The following is a 21,093-nucleotide window of genomic DNA, read 5'->3' as shown; positions in this document are numbered from 1 at the left end:
AGGTTGCCCAGAAACAGAAGGCTGAAGCCGCTGTCGCCCAAAGCAAAGCCAAGGCGACCGACCGCAGCAACGGCTGATCGGTGTAGCGCGTCCCCATACACAAAATCCAGTGTATTGATTCCACAGCTATAAGCAGCCTTTCACGAAGGGCTGCTTCACGCCCTGGCCGCGCAGGGCCGAGAAGGCCGGAAAAGATCGACATACGAGTCATTTCGAAACGATATTACGTGATGTCTGATGCTTACTAGTATCTCCAGCGATGGATAAATCACTGGAGCAATCATGGACAGATTATCGTCAACTTCATCGTCTCAAACAGCCGTTACTGTCGTTCCTGAATCCAGATTCATGCAGAACTATCGCATCGCCAGTGCCGTTCACGGTGGCAGCTCGGCGTCGGCGATCATGAACGGGAACGGCGACGTGGAGCTGTTTACCAGCGGCACCGATACGCTGGTCTGGAACATCTACCCCGATCCCGCCAGCGCCAGCGCCAGCTCTTCCACCCAGACTGGACTGGCCGGCGAGGTGATTGCTACAGGGCTGACACCCTCGGGCAATATCGTGGTGTTCGTGGCCCAGGGCACCAACCTGTTGTACACCGTCGAACAGCCGCAATCGAAAAACCGCTGGTCACCTGCAAAGATGATCGATGTGCCGCTGCCGTCCAAGGCCCGGCGCATTGCGAAGATTTCCACGGCGCAGATTGGCAACAAGCTGTACATCGGTGTGCTGGTCGAGGCCGACGCCAGTGTCGGTATCATCTACAACCTCAGTTGGGGGGTCTGGGACACCAAGGCACCTGTAGCACTCAACCGCACCACCTTGCAGCTTCAGACCCTGAACGCGGTCTGGACCGGCAACGCCGACGCCAACGTGGCCTTCAGCGTCTACGACACCATCATCTTGCAGTACGTCATCAGCACCGGGCAGCTGGTTCGGCCAAAGATTGCCGCGAACTTTCGCAGCATCGACGTGGCCGCCACGACGGACTCGGTGGGCAACACCCAGGTCCTGGCGATCCTTGCCGATGGCAACGCCTACACCTTGATCGGTGGCGGTGCGCAACCGTTCAGTTGGGCGCAGGTGAGTATCGGTGCCTCCTTCAAGCAAGTCTGCTTGCTGCCGTCCCGCCCGCTGCTCAATGGCCTGTTGCTGGGCGCGGACAATACGCTGCATCACACCGTGCAATCCAGCCAGGCCACCGCCGGCTGGCTACCACCGGCGCCGGTGTACAGGGGCGTCCAGTCATTTTGCGCGACGCTGGATGAGGATGGCCTGGAGGTGTTTGCCCTCAAGGCGCAGCAAAACACCGTGACGCATCTTACGAGGGACAGCCGCAGCACCAACTGGGAAATCGCCCCGCTGGAAATTCAGGCCAGTGGCAGCATCGAGGACTTCCCCTCGTACAGCACCGACGTGGCGTTGTTCAGTCAGTTGGGAGCACCGTTGGTGGAAACACCTGTCCTGGTCTGGACAGCTGACGCCTCGCGCCTGTCGATCAATGGCAGTGTGTATTACGTCACGCCTCGGCGCCCCATCCGGGTGCTGACCAACAGCGCCGGGGTCTTGTCCATCGCCCAGCAGACAGGTGCACTGGCAATTCCGCCGGTGCTGATCAATGTGCCGAATCTGATGTCGCCGGGCGAGGCCATCGAGATTCGCCAGAATGCCGATGTTCAGGATTCGTTGAGCAAGACCACCGGCAACCAGTTGATGGACGCCAAGCTGGCAAACGGCAAGCCCTTGCTGACGGATCAGTACCATAAACAGGACACCGCCAACGCGGTGGCCGAAGCCGTGTCCCGCAGCATGAACCTGACCGGCTCGGCGTTTCTTCTGACACAGACCGGGACCCCTTATCTGGATGCCCGCAGGCCCAGGGCCGGAGTTGCGCTGCACACCGAAAACGGCGCCCATCAGGCGCTCGACCTCGCGGCCATGCCAGAGCAGCATTGGCAGCTGTCAGTGAAAAACGGCGGGCTGGTATTTACCGACCTGTCGGCGGAGTCGGCGCTCGGCACCTTGCTGACACTGCGCAGCAGCGCCGTCTCGGCGGGATTTTTCGATTGGCTGGAGGACATCGGGGATTTCATCGCTGGAGTCGCCTCGGGCATCATCGAGGTGGTCGACTATGTCGTCAGTAAAGTGGCGGGCGGGATTCGAGCGGCCTTCCACTTTATCGTCGACGGCGTGACGTATCTGTTCGAAACGCTTATCGACACGGTGGAGAAAGCCTTCGATCTGGCCGAGTCGGTATTCGCGGCGGTCAAGGTGTTCTTCCAGGAACTGTATGAGTGGCTGGCATTCCTGTTCAACTGGAATGACATCTTGCGCACCCACGACGCGCTGGCCCATGTCGTCAACACCGGGTTCGACTTTCTCGCCGGCGCCACCAGCGGTATCCAGAGCAAAGTCGACAAGGGTATCAATACCTTGCAGGGGCAGTTGCAACAGTGGTTCGAGCAGGCCCGGAGCACGATTGCCGGCACCCACAGCCTGGGCGGCTATGAGCGGGCCAATACACCGGACGATCCGACCACCAGCAAGTCGGTGGCCAACAACATTGTCTACAACGGACTGGTGAACAACGCGTCCTGCGCTTCGTCGGCGCAAGGCACCCTCCTTCTGGCCAACGAGTTGGGAGACCCGCTCAGTGACTTCATTGCCAAGCTCTCGAACCTGGCGGATTTCACCGAGTCGTCCCAGGCCTTTGCCCAGGCGCTCGCCTACATCCAGGACCTGGGAAGCAACCCCGACCAGATTTTCCGCAAGTTGCTGGCGGCGCTGATGAGCGTGGTCGAAGGCGTCCTCCAGGCGATCCTGTCCGGCGTCCAGTTGGTGGTCGATGCCATGCTGCAACTGGTGCAAAGCTTTGTCACCAGCATCAAGGGCCTGCTCAATGCCGAGTGGAACATTCCGTTTGTCAGTGACCTCTATCGCCTGGTCACCAATGGTTCGAAGCTGACCACGCTGGATCTGGTGGCGCTGGTGCTGGCGGTCCCCGGCACGATTCTCTTCAAGGCGCTCAAAGGCGCTGCGCCCTTCCCGGACAGTGGCAGCGTTGCTCAATTCAAAACCAGTCTCAACGCGCAGCGGCTGCTGGCCGCTACCGGTTTGAGTTCGGTTTCCGGGCGGGCGCGCAACCGGGTGTCCGATGATCCGTGGACCGGCTTCCTGCCCCGGGAAATGGCCATGGTCGCCGGTTTGCTGGGGTCCGTTTCGTACTTCTTCTATGGGGCACTGACCGCCTTGGGTGACGGGATGCCACCGGAGTCGGCGCCACCGCCGGTCATTGGCTATGTCGCCTACATGCTGGAGGTGTCGGCGCAACTGTGCAGTTGCCCGTGGATCCTCTCCGCCGGATCGCCGGGATGCACCACCGCCGATGGCGCCGGGCGCACGCTGTGGATCTACACCTGGCTCGGCCTGGTGCTGGACGGGGTGTTCCTCGCCCAATGGAAACGCATGCCCGAAAACAAGGACGATATCGGTGTGGTCGCCACGTTCATCTACGGCCTGGGCCATCTCGGGGTGGCGATCCCGGCCTCCATTGGTCAAAGCGGTACGACGGTGGCGTTGAATGTCGTGCCCTGCCTTCCGGAAATCTGCAAACCGCTACGTTTGACCCGCGTGGTCGCGGCCACCAAGGGCATTTCCCTCGTGGGGCAAGCGGCCCTGGATGCCATTTGCTACACCTCCACCACCGTGCTCAACGTGTTGGCGGTCAGTGCTGCAACCCAACCCCCCACCCAGGATGTTGCGCAGACGCGTACCACCATCCTTCCAGCCTGAGTCAAAAGGAGTTTGACATGTTAATTGTCTCTAAAAGCCCGGCTGCGGTAGGCCATGGCCGCTTGCTTCGCGGACCTGCCGCCTTGCCGTCAATCGACGTACAGAGCCTCGCCGCGACCTACAGCCAGGGTATCTACATGCGGCCCAACCAGAGCAACGAAGGCACGGTGCCGGCGGGCTCGCCGCTCTCTGCCTGTCCCGACATCTGGATTGCCGGGATGCCGGTGCCCAACTACCAGAGCGCCCTGGCCACCGCGACCAGCTACGCCACCCAGTCCGCCGACAACATCACACAAGGACACCCCAATTACATCTATATCCGCGGCAAAAACGGCACAGCCATTCCCCGTACCACCAAGGTCCAGCTGTATGGTGTGCCTTGCGCGGCCATCCAGTGGCCGAGCAACTGGGCAAACTTTTCCATCCCCACCGATCAGGACCACCCGGACGGCACGCCGCCGATCTACGTGTCCTCGATGGTCAATCTGGGGGCCGGCACGATCGGCGTCGCGGCGGATACCTTTGTCTGGGCCAACCCGCAGCCGCCCACCGATGGCAGTAGCCACTATTGCCTGATTACCTGGCTTAACAATGCCAACAACCCGTTCCCGGATGTGCTCACGCAGCTGGACATGTCAGCCCTGATCACCAACAACCTGCAGTTTGGCTGGCGCAACGTGTCCATGCAGTCGGCCCAGTCGCCGACGATTCAGATCAGCACTCAACTGATCATCCCTGACGATGTCAGCGCCGGCAGCCGAGAGTATTCACTGCAGGTCACCAACAACGGGTTCGCGCCCAATACCGATGGCCGCGGCTGGACCTTTGACCTCACTTGCAGTCGCACCGATGCCAAGGGCAAGTCGATTTCCATCGTCAATACCGCCATGCCTGACCAGGGGCATTTCGTCGGTGTGCGTTGCTGGCTGGAACCGGGCTATAGCGCCACCCTCACATTGAACCTGTACCGCAATAGCGGGCCGGTCTCGTTGCCGGGGGCCTCGATGGATATCACGCCGGCCTATTACTCCGATGGCACAAAGGCCGAGCTGGAAGAAGCACTGCAACGGGGACTGGTGGATTTTGCACTGTCCCATGCCTTGCACAGCGCCTATCGCGGCGGCACCACCGCCGACATCCGGCCACGGCCTGTCGTGCTGTTGGGTGCTGATGGTCTGCGAATCAAATAATCGAACAAGGAGTTCACGTCATGAGCGAAGCCGTCGTCAATTTATTCAGCCGTAGTACCGCAGGCGCCAAAGACATTTATCTGCGCAACAACCTGGCGTCCAAGGGGAGCGTGCCGTTCTCGCCGCCGTTGGGGCTGTGCCCTGACATCATCCAGAGCGAAACTCCGGTACCGGGGTTCGAGAATGAGTTCAGCTCCATCGACAGCTGGCAGAAGTCCTATAACGTCGAGCCGGCGGGAGGACGCCCCAACTACTATTACGTGCGCGGCATGAATGGTAGCCAGGTCACCCCGACCGACTCGTTTTCCCTGTATTACAGCCAGGCACAGGTGTTCATGCTGCCTGCCAGTTTCAAGGGCAACCTGCTGAGTACCGAGTCAGGCGCCGAGGCGTCCGCCGTCACTGTGCCACCGGGGCACATCGGTGTCGGCGAGCAAGCGTTTGTCTGGACGCCGCCACTGGTCAATCGTGACGGTTACTTCAACCTGATCGCCCAGCTCAACAGTGGCTGCCACCCCGACCCCGTACCGCCGGTGAGCAACTGGCTGGACCTGGCGAAACTGATTGGCCAGACCCCGACCTTCGGTTTTCGCAACCAGGCGGTCGTCAGTGGCAATCAGTGGGTACGTCGTCAGGAGTTGCGGGTTCCGGCCAGCTTCGCCTCGACCGCGCTCACCATTACACTGTCCGCCACCGGTCTGACCGGTACCACCGTCTGCCTGTTGTGCGACACCGTGGCGCCCAATCAGAAGCCGATCGTGCTTGGGCCGTTGACCGTCCCGGCAGACGGGCAGCTGACCGGCGCGCAGTTCACCATACCGGCGGGATATACCGCCAACCTGGCAGTGCAGTTCTGGAACCTGGACAACGTGCAGGTTGCGCCGGGCTCCACCCTGCGGGTGACGTTTGGCTATCCGGTCACCACGGGGGCGGAGTTTGAGCGGGCCGTGCAGGAGCAACTGGTCAATCATTCATTCCACGACGAGTTGAGCCAGCCGCTCAGTGCATCGATCCAGCCCAAGGCCATGGCCATTGTCAGCCAACTGACCTTTACGACAGGGTCATAACGGCAAGGCAAGCCTTGCAGATTGAAGAATGCCCGTATCGTGAGATACGGGCATTTTTTAGGTTCTTCACGCAATCCCGGGGAGCACATATAACGAAATATCTGTAGGGGCTGCCGAAGGTTCGGCAGCCCCTACAGGGGAACGCGTGCACCACCAAACAACGAGGTCGAGCGTTAGCTCGCCTCGCGGTGCTGTTGCGGTGCACGCCCCCTCGTGAGGCCGAGCGCAGGTTCTGCGCAGTGGGCAACCCGGCATGGATGCCGGGTTAGCCGCTGCCGGCCATGGATGGCCGATGGCGGCGGGCCCTGTAGGAGCGAGCTTGCTCGCGAAAAACCTGAGAGCACCGCGGGGGTGTCAGGCTCCCCGCGTCATCGTTGACCTCCATCGCGAGCAAGCTCGCTCCTACAGGCCGGGCGGCGTTCCGCTCTTCCAAGTGACCCGCCGTCAGGGCGGAACCCTAAGTGGCCGTTACCGCAGCAATGAATATGTACACCAGGAAGAAAATGCTCGGCCGTCAGTTGCCATCGCTTCAAGCCAGCTCCTACAGGTATCGGTGCTCCCCGGGATTGCGTGAAGAACCTTTTTTATGGAGCCAGTATTTTTCGCTCTTGACGCGTGACCGCCCTGGTTTTCCTGAAGAAAATACCGTAGACGATCGACAGCACCAGCAGGAATGGCACACCGAACACCAGGGTCATCTTGAAGGCCTCAGTGAAATAGGTCGTGATCATCACCGCCCCCATCAGCACCAGCCCCAGCAATGTGCTGTAGGGAAACAGACGCATGCGGAACGACAGTTTGCGGTTGCCATTGCGTTCGTGAAAACGACGGAAACAGTAGTGCGTGAGGAAGATCATGAACCAGGTAAAGATCGCGCCGAACATCGAGATCGCCATCATCAGGGTGAACGAACTTTCCGGGTACAGGATGTTGAGCAAGGTCGCCAGGGCGATCCCCGAACTCGAAAGCAACAGCGCGTTCAACGGGATCCCGGTCTTGCTCAACGCACCCATGGATTTTGGCGCGTAGCCGGCACGGGACAGGCTGAACATCATGCGCGTGGTGATGTACAACTGGCTGTTCATCGCCGACAACGCGGCAATCAGGATCACGAAATTCATCACGCCGGTGGCGCCGGGAATGCCGATGGCTTGCATCACCGTGACGAACGGACTTTGGGCATTGCCTGCCTGGAGCCAGGGCACGATCGCCAGCATCAACGCCAGGGTCAGCAGGTAGAACACCACCAGGCGCACGATAGTCCCGCGAAAGGCTTTCTTCACCGCCTGCTCCGGGTCTTTTGCCTCACCGGCGGCCACCGCGATCATCTCCACGCTCAGGTAGCTGAAGATCGACACGATCACCGCGATCCACATCCCTTGCAGGCCATTGGGGAAGAAGCCGCCGTGAGCGGTGTAATTGTGCACGCCGTACTCCGGATTGCCGGAACCGAACACCACATACACTGCCAGGATGATGAAGCCGACAATCGCTCCGATCTTGATGGTCGAGAACCAGTACTCGAAGGTGCCGAAAGTCTTCACGCTGATGGCATTGAGCACGATCAGCACGCTGGAGAACGAGACGATCCATACCCACTCCGGCACGTTGGCGAACCAGTACTTCATGTACATCGCCACCGCCGTCACTTCCGTGCCGACCGCGAGCACGATCGCTGCCCAGTAGGCATAGCGCACCAGGAACCCGGCCAGCGGGCTGACATAAAATTCGGCGTAGGCACCGAACGAACCCGAGGTCGAATGGGCCACGGTCATTTCCGCCAGGCAACCCATCAGCAGCAAGGTGATGATTGCTCCGATGGCATAGCTGAGCAATACGCTCGGCCCGGCATACCCGATGGCATAGGCGCTGCCCATGAACAGCCCGGTGCCGATTGCACCGCCAATGGCGATCATGCTCATTTGCCCCGACGTCAGCTGACGCTGCAGGCCGTGTTCACGGTTGGATATCGTTTCGAAACCGCAGTTATCGGTCATTTTTATGTCCTCTGGATTTTATCTTTCTTGAAGAGCACGTCGTAGGTTTAACGGTGGGGATCAGCCACGCACAGCAGGACACGGATCAGAAAATACTCAGCGGATACTCGATGATCACCCGGACTTCGTTGTTGTCCGTGGTGTCGGCGCGGGCGACCTGCGCAGTGGAACGCACACTGGCCTGACGCACGCGTATTGAAAGATCCCTGGCCTTGCCCGACTGCACGACATAGCGCGCCTCGATGTCGCGCTCCCAGCGCTTGCCGTCATCGCCGTAACGTCCATAGGCGCCATTGGGTCCGCCGTCGTAATGGCTGTCATCGATGTGGTCGCCACTGACGTAACGCGACATGAAGCTCAGGCCCGGCACGCCGAAAGGCGCCATGTCCAGGTCGTAACGCAGTTGCCATGAGCGTTCGTTGGGGGCGTTGAAGTCGAGAACCTGAATCGAGTTGGCGAGGAAGATCGACGTGCCTGGCTGCTGGTCGAAGCCCAGGTAATCGAACGGCTCGTCGCCATCGACCCGCTGGTACGCCAGGGTCAACCGATGGGCACCGAATTTGTACGCGGTGGACAACGACCAGGTGGTGTTGTCGATCTTGCCGGCCAGGCTCTGGCCGCTGTCGTTGGTGCGATAGAGATTGAAATCCAGGTTCAGCGACTGGCCTTCGCCAAGGGCAAAGGTGTAGTTGGTATTGGTGTAGTACTGGCGCCAGATGTCGGTGAACTGCGAACCGTACAGGCTGACACTCAGTTGATCGCTCAGGGCATAACTGCCGCCCAGATAATCGACGCTGCGGGTTTCCACGCCGGCGTACAGCGCTTTGAGCGCGCCATTGGCATTGGTCGAATTACTGTCGTTGCCGGCGGTGAAATGACCGATGTCCAGTTGCAACGCCTTGAGTTCATTGCTGGTCAATTGAAAGCCTGTGGCACTGCTGGTGAACAGGCGCGCATTGCCGGTGCCGAACACCGGGTTGAGCGGGGTCAGGTTGCCGTACTTGAGTTCGGTCCGGGAAATCCGCGCCTTCACCGCACCGCCCGCTTCGGAATACTCATCCTCGGGACGACCATCGGCATCGACCGGCAGCAAACCCGTGCCCGTGCGTCCCTTGCCACTGTCGAGCTTGAGACCCAACTGCGCATAGGCATCGACCCCGAATCCCACCGTTCCCTGGGTGTAGCCGGAGCGGTAGTCGAGCATGATCCCGTGGGCCCACTCGTCCCGATAGTTCTGACCGCCCGGGTTGTTGAGGTTGTTGCGGTAGAAATAGAAGTTACGGTTGGTCAGGGTCAGGCTGCTGTCTTCGACAAATCCGTTGTCGGTGGCGGCACAGGCCATTTGGCCAAGACAGCTGGAAATGGCGAGCGGCAAGGCAGGCCAGAGGGACAGTTTCATTCTGCGTGCTCCTTATTATTGTGATTGCAGAACTGGTTATTGCCGGCGGCCGAAGCCCTGCCGCGGAGAAAATCCTGCGGCAGGAATCGGAGGCCGAAAGGCTCAGGTCACGCTGTGGCGAACCTGGAATTGCGCTTGCGACCAGGTGTTCCGGTCGAGGATCTCGCCGAGGATCTGCACCGCATCCCAGACTTCGGTGAAGGTCGTGTACAGCGGGGTGAAACCGAAACGCATGATGCGTGGCTCGCGGTAATCACCAATCACGCCTCGCTCGATCAGGGCCTGGATCACCGCATAACCTTCGGGGTGTTCGAAGCTGACGTGGCTGCCACGTCTGGCATGCTCACGGGGTGTGATCAACTTCAGTTCGTGAGCCGCGCAACGCTGCTCGACCAATTCGATGAACAGGTCCGTCAGGGCCAGGGATTTGCGGCGCAGGCTGGCCATGTCGGTCTGGGCGAACACGTCCAGGCCGCACTCGACCATCGCCAAAGAGGTAATCGGCTGGGTACCGCACAGGTAGCGCGCGATGCCGCTGCTCGGCTCGTAATGCGACTCCATGGCGAACTGCCGCGAATGGCCGAACCAGCCGGACAACGGCTGCGGCACCAGATCGCACAACTCTGGCGAAACCCAGACAAAGGCCTGCGAACCCGGCCCGCCATTGAGGTACTTGTAGGTGCAGCCGATGGCGTAATCGGCACCCGCCTGATGCAGGTCGACCGGCACCGCGCCGGCGGAATGAGCCAGATCCCAAATAGCCAGCGCGCCACATTCGTGGGTCAGCTCGGTCAGGGCCTGCATGTCGTGCATGTAGCCGGTCTTGTAATTGACGTGGGTGAGCATGACCACCGCCGTGTCCTGGTCAATCGCTTGCGGCAGCGCTTCAGGACTGTCCACCAGGCGCAGGGTGTAACCCTGTTGCAGCATTTGCGCGAGGCCCTCGGCGATGTACAGGTCGGTGGGGAAATTGCTCGACTCGCTGACGATCACCCGCCGCTGCGGCGACCTCGTGGCCTGTACGCGCAAAGCGGCGCTCAGCACTTTGAACAGGTTGATCGAGGTGGTATCGGTCACCACGACTTCACCCTCCCCCGCACCGATCAAGCCCGCCAGGCGGTTGCCCAGACGTTCGGACAGCTCGCGCCAGCCTGCGCTGTTCCAGCTGCGGATCAAGCCATTGCCCCACTCCTCGGCGACCACCGCTTGCGCCCGGGCCAAAGCAGCGACCGGCCGCGCACCCAAGGAATTGCCGTCGAGATAAATAACGCCCTCGGGGAGCGCAAACTGCCGGCGCAGGGGCGCCAGAACGTCCTGGGCATCAAGCGCCAGGCAACTGTTTCTTGTCGTCATCGGGTGTCCTGTTTTTTGTTATGCGACGCCATCCGGACAGGTTGCAGCAGCCGGCTCCGGCGCCCTGATTCAAGGCACTTCACTTGCCTTTCGGTGGAGAGATAATGAACGAACCTTTGAAGAATTTTCGTGCAAAGTAATCGGTCATGTAGTAGTTATTTCGCAGAATATTCGAATCAACGCCCAATAAACGCGGATTTATTCAAACCATGAATCTTGACTCGACAGACCTGCGAATCCTGCATCAATTGCAACAGGATGGCCGTATCAGCAATCAGGAATTGGCGGAGAAAGTCGCCTTGTCACCCTCGGCTTGCCTGCGCCGTTTGCGCCTGCTGGAAAGCGAAGGAATCATCACCGGCTATCGCGCGGTGCTGAATGCCGAACGGCTGGGCATTGAACTGGAAGCCATCGTTCATGTGTCGCTGCGACAGGACGTCGAGGACTGGCACGAGACCTTCATCAAGAAGGTTCAGCAGTGGCCGGAGGTGGTCACCGCGTATGTCGTTACCGGGGCGAGCAACTATGTGTTGCGGGTCCAGGCCCGCAACCTCAAGCACTTCTCGGATTTCATCGTCAACCACCTCAACCGCACCGCCGGCGTCACCGATATACGTTCGGAAATCGTCCTGCAAAAAATCAAGGAGCGCGAGCAACTGCTGGATCTGGTGGTACGCAAGTAAGGACGCCGACCTTCAATGCCCGTGCAGGCGCCGGGCTTCGTTGCGCTGCAAGGTCATGCTCGGGGTTTCGTCGAACAGCTTGCGGTACTCGGTGGAAAAACGCCCCAGGTGCATGAACCCCCAGCCCATCGCGATCCCGGAAATATTGCGTGCCGAACCGTGCTCAAGCATCTCCTGGCGCACGGCGTTCAAGCGGTACTTTTTCAGGTAGACCATCGGCGACATGGCGAAGTACTTCTTGAACGCATCGAACAACTTGAAGCGCGAAACGCCGGCAGCGGCCTCGATGTCCTCCAGGTGCAACGCTTCGCGGGCGTTGTCGTGGATGTACTGTCGAGCCCTGATCAGGTAATGCGGCAACTTCACGCCCAGCACATCCCGCAGCGCCTGCGAATAGTTGTTGGGCTGGGCCAGGATCAGGCCCTTGATCAGCGAGCTTTCAATGTCCCGGGTGAAGGCCACTTGTTCGAAGAGTTCGCTGCTGCGCGCAAGCTCGTCGATGAAATAACGCGCCATGCGCCACCACGACGCCGATGCGCCATCGATCGCATCCATCACCGGCTCGAAGCGCAGCGGCGCGTCCAGAGGCCGTTGCAACATCCCCTCCAGCGCTTCGCTCATCGCAATACGCGTAATCACCACCTGAACCTTGCGACAGTCACCGGAGATCGCCAGCAGCTGGTTTTCATTGGGCGACACGATGACCCCTTGATCGCGGTCGGACCTGAGCACGCTGCCGTCCTTGCTCAGCTCCTGTTGGCCCACCAGCGGCAAGCTCAGGCTGTAGCTGCTGAAGTGCTCGGCGTCTTCGATATCGATGGTGACATCGGTGCCGTATTCGATAGTGCCCAGGGTGGTGGCCATCGATTTGAACATGTTGGCGTTGTGATGAAAGCGAATCCGTTCGGGGGTCGCGCTCACCAGTCGATGGGGCCCGCAGATACCGGACATCCAGCTTCTGGCGGCCTCGAGGTCATCGCTGTCGACACGAATGTCGCGAAACTGCGGATCCACTTTGCTGCTCATCACGGTGCACTCACAGGCAATATTTTCGGCGCGCTCTGACGGCGCGTACCAGGCTGGAAAGGAGCAACTTCCACGCCATGAATCGTCGGCGCCCACTTAACGGATAGTGATCGGCAACCAAGCGGATAAGGCATGGCTGACAAAGCCGCAAAAGCACTCGACCAGCACTTGACCAGCACTTGGTGTAGCGCAAAACATTATCTGATTGGCGCAATCACGTGCAGCCGTTTATCACCTGGTGCGGGATTTGTGTCATCGCTGCCCAACCCACTGTTACCTGCCCCCAATTTTACGGACTGCCTTCACCAACTTATCAGGTAGACCGCCACCCGCCCCGCTCCTCTAATGAGCGCACCGATTAGCCCAATAAAAAAGGCTCTTCACGCAATCCCGGGGAACTGTAGGAGCCAGCTTGCTGGCGATGGACTCAAGTACGCCGCGTTTATCCGGTTTACTCGCGTTATCGTTAACGACTTTCGCTGGCAAGCCAGCTCCTACAAGGGAGCATGCGCGCCGGCCGATGATCATCACCCGCGTTGCGACGTACTCAGCGGCCGCAGAATCGCCCTGACCGGACTGGCGTCCAGATGAGCAAAGCGCAGCGGCAAGGCGATCAGTTCATAATCGCCTTCCGGGACATCGTCCAGCACGATGCCTTCAAGAATCGCCATGTGATGGAGGGCCACGGCACCGTGTGAATCCATGGTCCTGGATTGCTGGGGGTCCAGTGACGGCGTATCGATGCCAATCAACCGCACACCCAGGCTCGCCAGCAAGTCGATGGTTTCCCTGGCAACGGCCGTGAACCCTGAATCCCAGGCTGTCAGCGGCGCTTGTCGATAGGTGCGCAGCAGCACCCGCTCGGGCACGTCGCGCAAACGTCCTTGCAGTTGCCCGGGCAGCACCAGTTCGCCGCTGTCCAGACAATGCAACACGCGGCAAGGCCCGATATAGACGTCCAACGCCACATCGCCAATCGGCGCGCCACCAGCGCTGTAATGCAACGGCGCATCGACGTGGGCGCCGGTATGCGGCGACAAGGTGATGCGTCCGACATTCACCGGACATTCGGGACCGTAGGTCCAGACGCGCTCCTCCTGGAACGGCGTGTCACCCGGCCAGGTCGGCGTTTCAGTACTCAAGGGTGGACTGATGTCCCACAACGTTGTGATTTTTGTCATCGCAATGCTCACCGGATTTACCGAGTGAAATGATACGAGCGACAGCGGTGAAGATTCGTGCAAAAACCTTGGGTAACCGTGCGGGCTTTCGCACAAACCGCCGTGGATGAGCGCGATTGCGGCAGGAAATTTCAACGCGTGTCGTTCACAAAGTTCGGTGCAGGGCTCTCTCAAACGCCATACCCGCCCTTCTTGTGGCGAACGACGATAGGGATCAGCTCTCAGCGCAGATGCTGGAGTCCTGACTGGACTCAGCGGCCAGTTTCAATCGGTCCGCTTTACTGATGTATTTTGACTTGCTTTTCGGTGCCAATTTGGCACTGGCCTTTTTGGCGTTAGCCTTTAACAACTGATTTATTTTTTTACGACGATTCATATTTTCCTGCTCCTTTTGCAAGTGCCTGAATGATATCAGCTTAAAGTGCCTGGCCAGTTCCCTGTTCAGATCCAGGCTGCGTGAAAACGCATGCACCGTTTTAAAGTCTGCGTTGCTACATCAAATCTGCCAGCGTTTGGTCAGGCAGCCGAGCAATCGCGATCCGGGCAGGTTCGACAAGACTGAACTAGTTTTACCTGCAAGCTTCGAGTGCCTGGCGTTTTTCCTGCATCGGCATCGCAGTGAGCGGTGCCGTAAGCCCATTTGTACGTGTAATGCTGTTCAGTTGAGGAACCTGTAGGAGCGAGCTTGCTCGCGATGGACTCAAGAGCGCCGCGTTTAGCCAGTAAACAAGCGTTATCGTTAACGACCATCGTCGGAACGCCGCCCGGAGCAAGCTCGCTCCTACAGAGGACCACAATAGCGATCCACTGCCTGCCGGCAAGGAGTTGTGATGCGCGCCACAGCCTTTTCAATCGGTGGACCTGCCCCTTGGTTCCATTGCCGCACTCAACAAAGAGAGCGCTTTTGTTTCGACACTATTGCCGGTCGGTATGTCGTGCTTTGTTTTTTTGGTTCCGCGGCTGATCCTGCATCAATTAAAGTTCTGGAAGGTGCTCGGGCCCATCGCCAGCGGTTCAATGACGATCACGTCAGCTTCTTTGGTGTTTCCGTAGATCCCGAGGACGAAAAGCTCAAGCGGGTAGAAAGTGCGATACCTGGCATGCGCTTCATCTGGGACTTCGATCGGTCAGTCAGTCAGCTCTACGGTACATTGCAGCCAGACGGCAGCCTCAGGCAAATGACCTATGTGCTCGATCCTGCGCTGCGTGTCCTGGCCATCGTCCCGATAGAGGCACCGGTCGATAACCATATACCCTCGTTAATGCGCTTTCTGGATAGATTACCCGCACTGGCTGCGCCACATGCCGCCACTCCTCACGCCCCCGTCCTCGTGCTTCCCCGTATATTTGAGCCCAGGCTGTGTAAAGCACTCATCCGTTATTACGACGAACGTGGCGGGGAGGAATCCGGATTTATGACGGAGCAGTCGGGTAAAACCGTCCAAGTCACCGACCATGGCCACAAGCAACGTCGTGACTGCGTTATCGAAGACAAGGCTCTATCCAAGGCATGCTCGCTGCGTATAGCCAACCGTTTGCTTCCAGAGCTACACAAAGCGTTCCAGTTCAATGCCACTCGAATGGAGCGCTATCTGGTGGCCTGCTACAACAGCGACGAAGGCGGGCATTTCCGGCCCCATAGGGACAACACCACCAAGGGTACAGCGCATCGCCGTTTTGCAGTTTCCCTGTTTCTTAATTCGGGAGAGTACGAAGGCGGTTTTCTGCATTTTCCAGAGTTTGGAAAAGTGCTTTACAGCGCTCCAACAGGAGGGGCCGTGGTGTTTTCGTGTTCACTTTTGCACGAAGCCACGCCTGTAACCCAAGGTCGCCGCTATATGTTTCTCCCGTTTCTATACGATGATGCCGCTCGCGTCATTCGAGAAGAGAATCTTCCATTTATTGGACGCTGACTCGTGTGCAACACATCTCAGCTGTCATTAGCGCTTGGTCGACCGGTAGGCAAGGCTTCCTTCAACTACTGCTTCGTCTTGCCCTGCTCGGGAAACAACGACTCGAATCGCGGCGTCGCCCGGGCAACGAAACCCTGCCCCTGGCGCATGATGAAATAGGCAGCGAGGTCATGCCGCTCGGCGAAGGCATAACCTTCCTCCGGGCCGAGCACCATCAACAGCGTAGACAAGCCATCGGCATGCAGCCCTAAAGGGTCGACCACCGTCACTGCCGCCAGCGCGTGCTTCACCGGCGTGCCGACACGTGGATCGAAGGTGTGCGAATAGCGCTGGCCACCTTCCTCGAAATAGTTGCGATAATCGCCGGAGGTGGAAACGCTGTAGCCATCCAGTGCAATGGTGCGCTCCACTTGCCGCTCGCTTGCGCCGCTCGGCACCTCCAGGGCGATGCGCCAGGGCGAGCCATCCGGCTTGCGGCCGACCGCCCTGAGTTCGCCGGTGATCTCGACCAGATAGGCCTGGATGCCCAGGGCCGAAAGCCTATCGCCGACCTGATCCACCGCATAGCCGGCGACAATGCTGTCAAAATCCAGTTGCGCCGCCACATCCTTGCACAGCTTTTCGCCATCCAGGTGCAAGTGCTGATGCCCTACCCGTGCCCGCTCCCGTGCCAGCGCGCCAGCATCCGGCAAGCGCTCCCCCCGTGACTGCGGACCGAATCCCCAGAGGTTCATCAATGGCTGCACCGTCAGGTCGAAAGCCCCGCCACTCTCGCGGAACAGAAACTCACCGTACGCCAGCAAGCGATGCATATCTTCCGGCAACGCCTGACAGGCGCCGGCCGGTAGATCGTTGAAGCGGGAAACCACGGAGTCGCTGCGCCAGTTGGAAAACTGCTGGTCGAGCGCCGCCAGTATCGTCTCGACTTCGGCCTTTACTCGCTGCGAGTCGGGCGTCTGCGCGGCGGGTACGTACTGGATCGAATAAGTGCTCCCCATGGTGGGTCCGGAAATGCGCTCGATCCGTTCGCCACAGCCATACAGCAACGTCAACAGCATCACCAGCAGGCTTACGCGCATCAATCAACACCTCTGTGATCCCGCGTGGGATAACCTACCGCTCATCAGCAAGCCTGATCAAAAAATGAACAAAACCTCTACTCGGCACTCTGAGTTGCGGGGTGATCAATTGTCCCCCTCCCTTTTCGCTCAACGTCCTGGAAGCAAAAAAACCATTATGTGCATTAGCGCACAGGGGTGTTTTTTGCCCAAAAATTGGAGGACAGAAAATGTCTAACCATTCGTTGCAGAGCGTCGAGCGCATGCAGAGCCGCGTCCGCGCCCAGCGCCAGCCGCAACAGAAACCCTTCTGGCGCAACCTGCTGGCCATCGCCTCACCCTCACAGCTTAGTTGGCACGGAGGGATCGAGCTCAGGGGCTACAAAGAATTATCCAACGCCATGCCGGTTGCCTCGGTCCCGATTGCAAACATACAGCTGGCGATTCCGCTCGAGCGCGGTCGCCGGTCCGTCCAGCCTTGCGTGCAGCCGGGACAGCATGTGCGCAAGGGCGAGGTGATCGGTATTGGCGATGACAACACCCCTTGGGTGCATGCCAGCACCTCCGGCATCGTGGAACGGATTGATCTCGCCTTCGCGGCCGACTCGGCCGAGCCGGTCATGTCCGTCATTCTGAACGCAGATGGTCTGGATGAGTGGATCGAACGCCCGGTGCCGGGGCTGCCGCAAACGCCCGAGGCGCTGGTCGAACGAGCATTGCAGATGGGCATAGTCGGTCTTGGCGGGGCGGGTTTCCCGACGGCCCTCAAGCTGGCCGGCGCCCGGCAGCCCGATCTTCTGCTGATCAACGGTGCCGAATGCGAGCCCTTCCTTACCTGCGATGACCGTCTCATGCGCGAACGCGCCGAGGCGCTGATCGAGTACGCCGACTATGTCGCCACCCTGATGGGAATAACACTGACCCGCTTCGGTATCGAAACCAACAAACCTGAGGCGATTACCGCGTTACGCGCCGCCGCTCGTCAGGCGCGCACCCGGGTCGAGATATGGCCGCTACCGGCGCGTTACCCGGCAGGAGGGCAGCCGTTGATGATCAAGGCCCTTAGTGGCCGCAACCTGGCGCCAGGGACCCTGCCCGCCGATATCGGCGTACTGGCGCTGAATGTCGCGACGCTCTACGCACTGGGCCGGGCCGTCTTCCACGGCGAGCCACTGGTAAGACGCGTGCTGACGCTGACCGGGGACTGCAAGCGCCCCGGGAATGTCCTGGTGCCGGTGGGTTACCCGGTCAGCGCACTGCGCGCACTTGCTGGCGCAGCCCCCGAAGGCCAGTTGACCCAGGTCGGCGGGCCGATGATGGGACAGCCGTTACCGGACCCCACTGCCGTCATCAGCAAGACCAGTAGTTGCCTGATATTCGGCGCCGAGCGCTACTTGCCGGCACCTCAGCCCGCAAGCAGTTGCATTCGCTGTACGCGCTGCGTGGATGTCTGCCCGATGTCGCTCAGGCCGCTGGATCTCTACGCTGCGGCCGAGCGCCTTGACAAGGCCAGCCTGCAGGAACTGCGATTGGATGCCTGTATCGAATGCGGCAGCTGCAGCAGCACCTGCCCGAGCAATCTGCCGCTGCGCGAACGTTTCCGCCAGAGCAAGACGGAGCTACGTGCATGAGCCTGATATTCCGTTCTACCGCGCACCGACAACTGCGCACAATAATGCTGCTGGTCAGCCTGTGTCTGCTGCCGGGCACCGCCCTGTACGCCTGGCAATTTGGCATCGTGGTCTGGTTGCAGACCTTCTGGTGCGTGCTGCTCGCCCTGGGCTTCGAAGCCGGCCTGCTGCGCCTGCGCGGACGTAATGTCCGCGAGGGTTTGAGCGACCTGAGCTGGCTGGTGCTAGGCCTGATACTGGCTCGGGCATTGCCGCTGCTGGTGCCGCTGTGGATGATCGCCGTGGCCAGCTTTGCCGCGCTCGCACTGTGTAAACACGGCAGTGGGGGCCTGGGTCGCAACCGCCTCAACCCCGCCATGGTTGGCCTGGGGATCATCGCTATCTGCTTCTACCAGCAACTGTACCCTGCGCCTTCGAACTATGCCCCCTGGACTCTCGCCCTGGACGCCAAGGCGGTTCTTCTACAACAGTTGCAGCTGGCGCCACGCCTTAACCTCGATGCGTTCGCCGGCGCCACTCAGTTGGCCAAGAACCAGTTCACACTGATCACCCCCAATCTGTCGGGGTACGGCTACATTGCCGGCGGTTTGATGCTGGCAGTCCTGCGGGTGATTCGAATCGAGATTTCGCTGGCGATGCTCGCGAGCACAGTATTGCTGTGCCTGGCAGCCGGTCATAACCTACAGGAAAGCCTGTACAACCTCAGTCTCGGTGGCTATCTCTTCACGGCCTTCTTCATCGCCACCGATCCGGTCACCAGTCCCGATACACGCGCCGGTCGCATCCTCTTCGGCGTGGCCATTGGAGCGGTGACTGAATTGATTCGCGAATTCGGGCTTTATGCCGATGGTCTGTGCTTCGCCGTGCTGGCCGCCAATCTGCTGGTGCCGCAGATCGACCAGTTGGTGCTGCGCCTACAGCGCCCCTGGTACACACGGACACCTGGCACCGAGAGCCTGTGCAGCGGGTAGCCCGCGCCTCTTCGGCGGGTACCCGACACACCTTGCGTGGTTGGATTCGCGCCCACTTATGCGGCAGCAGTTGACCGGCTACCGCATTACGGCGTGCGTCCACCAGCGGCCCCTGGAAAACAGGGGCTTATCGCAATGCATGCCCACGAGAAATAAAAACTGCGCAGCTTGTTGTCGATTTCACAGCGTCCGGTTCGACTATCTTTCAGGCAATGGTCTCAAGGGATCGCAGACTTCCCTGCCTGAACTCTTTCACCCGGATGAATCAGGAGAAGAACATGCGCACACTCACCGTTGCCGCGTTCGTGAGTCTGGACGGCGTCATGCAAGCACCCGGCGGGCCTGAGGAGGACACCAGTGGCGGATTCCGCTTCGGTGGCTGGATCGTCCCCTACGCCGACAAAACCACCGGTCAGGCCGTACAGGACCTGTTCTCCCAGCCGTTCGAGTTGCTGCTGGGACGTCGTACCTACGACATCTTCGCCGCCTATTGGCCACACATTCAGGCCGACTCCGCCCACCACACCATTGCTGATCTATTCAACGGCGTACCCAAGCACGTGGCCACCCATCACGCCGATTCGCTGGCCTGGCAGAACAGTCATGCGCTGCCGGGCAACCTGGTCGACGCGATCAGCGCGCTCAAGCGCCAGGACGGTCCTCAGCTACTGACCCAAGGCAGCGGCGAACTGGTGCGCCAACTGCTGGCCGCCGGCCTGGTGGACGAGTTGCGGCTGATGATTCATCCCATCCTGCTGGGGCGCGGCAAGCGTTTGTTCGACGACAACGCACAAGCGTCGGCTTTCACCTTGCTGAACTCGATCAGCTCGCCCGGGGGTGTGCTGATCGCCCGTTACATCCGCAGTGGCGAGGTGCGCACAGGCACATTCGAGCAATAGCCCTGGTGAAATTAAGCCTGGGCTAAGGTTGCCTCTGTTAGTCTTCGACACTTTTAAGTCGTCGAGCATTTCGAAGATGGGTAGTGTCGATACAAACGCCAAGCCACCGTTCAGCATCGTTCTGGTTAATTACAAAACCCTTGATTTGACCAGGATCTGCCTGGACCTGTTGCGCGAGCCTGTACGCAAAGCCGCAATCCCGGTCTGGGTGGTGGATAACGGTTCGGCGGACGCCAGCGTCGAGTATTTGCGCTCACTCGACTGGATCAATCTGATCGAACGGGATGCCCCCGCCAAAGAGCCGGGGCACATCGCCCATGGCAAGGCGCTGGACATGGCGCTGGCCAGGGTCGATACCGACTATCTGTTGCTGATGCACACCGACACGTTCGTCTTCGATGCAAACGTCTTCGCGATGATGATGGACCACTGCACAAAGGATCGAAACGTCATCGCGGTCGGTTGCACGGAACAACTCAACCGCGGACTGCCAAGGACCCTGTGGCGCTTCACTTCACGCCTGCTCAAGCACCATTACCGGCGCCTCAAGCAATCGCTCGGCCTGCGGTCAAAAGAGCCGAAACCCTACAGGGAAACTTACTTGAAAAGCTTTTGCACGCTATGGAATGGCAGGCTGATGAAGCAGCAGGGTCTGCATTTTCAGATCGACGACCGTGTGCCCGGTTATGAGTTGCAAGACCGGGTAATCGGGCTTGGCTACAAGGTCGTGTTTCTGTCGCCCGGCAAAATCTTCAAGTACCTGGACCACGTCCAGGCCGGCACCGTCGCTGCCGCAGGCGGATATGGCCTGAATCACCGGCGGACCAAAATGTACCAGGACATTCTCAAGCGCTTCAGTGCAACCAACTCTTAGACAAACCTGCGCTCCCAAAAAAGCCCACTGACCGTTGCCGGTTCAGTGGGCTTTTT

Annotated in this window: 16 protein-coding genes; 9 read left to right on the top strand and 7 right to left on the bottom strand. The window is 59.7% G+C overall.

From position 1 onward, the window contains the following. Positions 1 to 348 precede the first annotated feature (348 nt). From C8K63_RS19070 to C8K63_RS19060, 3 genes are read left to right on the top strand one after another with little or no spacing between them, the layout of a single operon-like run. Positions 349 to 3,795 (top strand): hypothetical protein, encoded by a 3,447-nt coding sequence (locus C8K63_RS19070; protein ID WP_108218112.1) that lies wholly within the window; start codon positions 349 to 351, stop codon positions 3,793 to 3,795. A gap of 17 nt (positions 3,796 to 3,812) precedes the next feature. Beyond that, a complete protein-coding gene (locus tag C8K63_RS19065; RefSeq protein WP_108218111.1) occupies positions 3,813 to 4,985 on the top strand; it encodes a hypothetical protein in 1,173 nt (390 codons plus the stop codon). A gap of 20 nt (positions 4,986 to 5,005) precedes the next feature. After that, positions 5,006 to 6,052 (top strand): hypothetical protein, encoded by a 1,047-nt coding sequence (locus C8K63_RS19060; RefSeq protein ID WP_108218110.1) that lies wholly within the window; start codon positions 5,006 to 5,008, stop codon positions 6,050 to 6,052. 584 nt (positions 6,053 to 6,636) lie between these two features. On the opposite strand, the gene C8K63_RS19055 is transcribed toward C8K63_RS19060, so the two are convergent. The 3 genes from C8K63_RS19055 to kynU form a co-directional block, all read right to left on the bottom strand. Continuing rightward, positions 6,637 to 8,049: an amino acid permease gene (locus tag C8K63_RS19055; RefSeq protein ID WP_108218109.1), complete on the bottom strand. Its 1,413-nt coding sequence runs from the start codon at positions 8,047 to 8,049 to the stop codon at positions 6,637 to 6,639. 85 nt (positions 8,050 to 8,134) lie between these two features. After that, positions 8,135 to 9,448, bottom strand: coding sequence for an OprD family porin (locus C8K63_RS19050; protein ID WP_108218108.1), 1,314 nt, complete (start codon positions 9,446 to 9,448; stop codon positions 8,135 to 8,137). 102 nt (positions 9,449 to 9,550) lie between these two features. Then, entirely contained in the window at positions 9,551 to 10,801 is a 1,251-nt protein-coding gene (gene kynU, locus C8K63_RS19045) for a kynureninase (RefSeq protein ID WP_108218107.1), read from the bottom strand. Between the two features lie 209 nt (positions 10,802 to 11,010). Between kynU and C8K63_RS19040 the strand changes: the two genes are divergently transcribed. Next, positions 11,011 to 11,484, top strand: a complete 474-nt coding sequence (locus C8K63_RS19040) for an Lrp/AsnC family transcriptional regulator (protein ID WP_108218106.1) — start codon at positions 11,011 to 11,013, stop codon at positions 11,482 to 11,484. Between the two features lie 12 nt (positions 11,485 to 11,496). Here C8K63_RS19040 and C8K63_RS19035 read toward each other — a convergent pair whose 3' ends face one another. The 3 genes from C8K63_RS19035 to C8K63_RS19020 form a co-directional block, all read right to left on the bottom strand. After that, on the bottom strand, positions 11,497 to 12,510 hold the full coding sequence (locus C8K63_RS19035; RefSeq protein ID WP_108218105.1) for a helix-turn-helix domain-containing protein: 1,014 nt from the start codon (positions 12,508 to 12,510) through the stop codon (positions 11,497 to 11,499). A 527-nt stretch (positions 12,511 to 13,037) separates the two neighbouring features. Beyond that, positions 13,038 to 13,691: an arylformamidase gene (kynB, locus tag C8K63_RS19025; protein WP_108218103.1), complete on the bottom strand. Its 654-nt coding sequence runs from the start codon at positions 13,689 to 13,691 to the stop codon at positions 13,038 to 13,040. Between the two features lie 214 nt (positions 13,692 to 13,905). Beyond that, complete coding sequence (locus C8K63_RS19020) at positions 13,906 to 14,067, bottom strand: DUF2986 domain-containing protein (RefSeq protein WP_108218102.1); 162 nt, start codon at positions 14,065 to 14,067, stop codon at positions 13,906 to 13,908. A gap of 454 nt (positions 14,068 to 14,521) precedes the next feature. Here C8K63_RS19020 and C8K63_RS19010 point away from each other — a divergent pair, with 454 nt between their 5' ends. Further along, positions 14,522 to 15,604: a 2OG-Fe(II) oxygenase gene (locus C8K63_RS19010; RefSeq protein WP_108218101.1), complete on the top strand. Its 1,083-nt coding sequence runs from the start codon at positions 14,522 to 14,524 to the stop codon at positions 15,602 to 15,604. Between the two features lie 65 nt (positions 15,605 to 15,669). Here the strand turns inward: C8K63_RS19010 and C8K63_RS19005 are convergent, their stop codons facing one another. Beyond that, positions 15,670 to 16,683, bottom strand: a complete 1,014-nt coding sequence (locus C8K63_RS19005) for an FAD:protein FMN transferase (RefSeq protein WP_108218100.1) — start codon at positions 16,681 to 16,683, stop codon at positions 15,670 to 15,672. Positions 16,684 to 16,892: 209 nt separating this feature from the next. Here C8K63_RS19005 and rsxC point away from each other — a divergent pair, with 209 nt between their 5' ends. The 4 genes from rsxC to C8K63_RS18985 all read left to right on the top strand — a co-directional run bounded on the left by rsxC (position 16,893) and on the right by C8K63_RS18985 (position 21,037). Further along, a complete protein-coding gene (gene rsxC, locus C8K63_RS19000; protein ID WP_108218099.1) occupies positions 16,893 to 18,293 on the top strand; it encodes an electron transport complex subunit RsxC in 1,401 nt (466 codons plus the stop codon). Further along, positions 18,290 to 19,264, top strand: coding sequence for an RnfABCDGE type electron transport complex subunit D (locus C8K63_RS18995; protein WP_108218098.1), 975 nt, complete (start codon positions 18,290 to 18,292; stop codon positions 19,262 to 19,264). The genes rsxC and C8K63_RS18995 overlap by 4 nt, the downstream gene beginning before the upstream one ends. 278 nt (positions 19,265 to 19,542) lie before the next feature. Then, positions 19,543 to 20,163, top strand: a complete 621-nt coding sequence (locus C8K63_RS18990; RefSeq protein WP_108218097.1) for a dihydrofolate reductase family protein — start codon at positions 19,543 to 19,545, stop codon at positions 20,161 to 20,163. Positions 20,164 to 20,239: 76 nt separating this feature from the next. Then, positions 20,240 to 21,037, top strand: a complete 798-nt coding sequence (locus C8K63_RS18985; protein WP_108218096.1) for a glycosyltransferase family 2 protein — start codon at positions 20,240 to 20,242, stop codon at positions 21,035 to 21,037. The last annotated feature ends 56 nt before the right edge of the window (positions 21,038 to 21,093 follow it).

Source organism: Pseudomonas sp. GV085, assembly GCF_003050925.1.
Taxonomy (GTDB): Bacteria; Pseudomonadota; Gammaproteobacteria; order Pseudomonadales; family Pseudomonadaceae; genus Aquipseudomonas.
This window is presented reverse-complemented; position numbering and strand designations above follow the sequence as displayed.

Coding starts and splice junctions, on each gene's coding strand:
- C8K63_RS19010 (WP_108218101.1), top strand. CDS start 14,522: ATGCGCGCCACAGCCTTTTCAATCGGTGGACCTGCCCCTTGGTTCCAT.
- C8K63_RS19020 (WP_108218102.1), bottom strand. CDS start 14,067: ATGAATCGTCGTAAAAAAATAAATCAGTTGTTAAAGGCTAACGCCAAA.
- C8K63_RS19005 (WP_108218100.1), bottom strand. CDS start 16,683: ATGCGCGTAAGCCTGCTGGTGATGCTGTTGACGTTGCTGTATGGCTGT.
- kynU (WP_108218107.1), bottom strand. CDS start 10,801: ATGACGACAAGAAACAGTTGCCTGGCGCTTGATGCCCAGGACGTTCTG.
- kynB (WP_108218103.1), bottom strand. CDS start 13,691: ATGACAAAAATCACAACGTTGTGGGACATCAGTCCACCCTTGAGTACT.
- C8K63_RS19040 (WP_108218106.1), top strand. CDS start 11,011: ATGAATCTTGACTCGACAGACCTGCGAATCCTGCATCAATTGCAACAG.
- C8K63_RS18995 (WP_108218098.1), top strand. CDS start 18,290: ATGAGCCTGATATTCCGTTCTACCGCGCACCGACAACTGCGCACAATA.
- rsxC (WP_108218099.1), top strand. CDS start 16,893: ATGTCTAACCATTCGTTGCAGAGCGTCGAGCGCATGCAGAGCCGCGTC.
- C8K63_RS18985 (WP_108218096.1), top strand. CDS start 20,240: ATGGGTAGTGTCGATACAAACGCCAAGCCACCGTTCAGCATCGTTCTG.
- C8K63_RS19035 (WP_108218105.1), bottom strand. CDS start 12,510: ATGAGCAGCAAAGTGGATCCGCAGTTTCGCGACATTCGTGTCGACAGC.
- C8K63_RS19065 (WP_108218111.1), top strand. CDS start 3,813: ATGTTAATTGTCTCTAAAAGCCCGGCTGCGGTAGGCCATGGCCGCTTG.
- C8K63_RS19070 (WP_108218112.1), top strand. CDS start 349: ATGCAGAACTATCGCATCGCCAGTGCCGTTCACGGTGGCAGCTCGGCG.
- C8K63_RS19050 (WP_108218108.1), bottom strand. CDS start 9,448: ATGAAACTGTCCCTCTGGCCTGCCTTGCCGCTCGCCATTTCCAGCTGT.
- C8K63_RS19055 (WP_108218109.1), bottom strand. CDS start 8,049: ATGACCGATAACTGCGGTTTCGAAACGATATCCAACCGTGAACACGGC.
- C8K63_RS18990 (WP_108218097.1), top strand. CDS start 19,543: ATGCGCACACTCACCGTTGCCGCGTTCGTGAGTCTGGACGGCGTCATG.
- C8K63_RS19060 (WP_108218110.1), top strand. CDS start 5,006: ATGAGCGAAGCCGTCGTCAATTTATTCAGCCGTAGTACCGCAGGCGCC.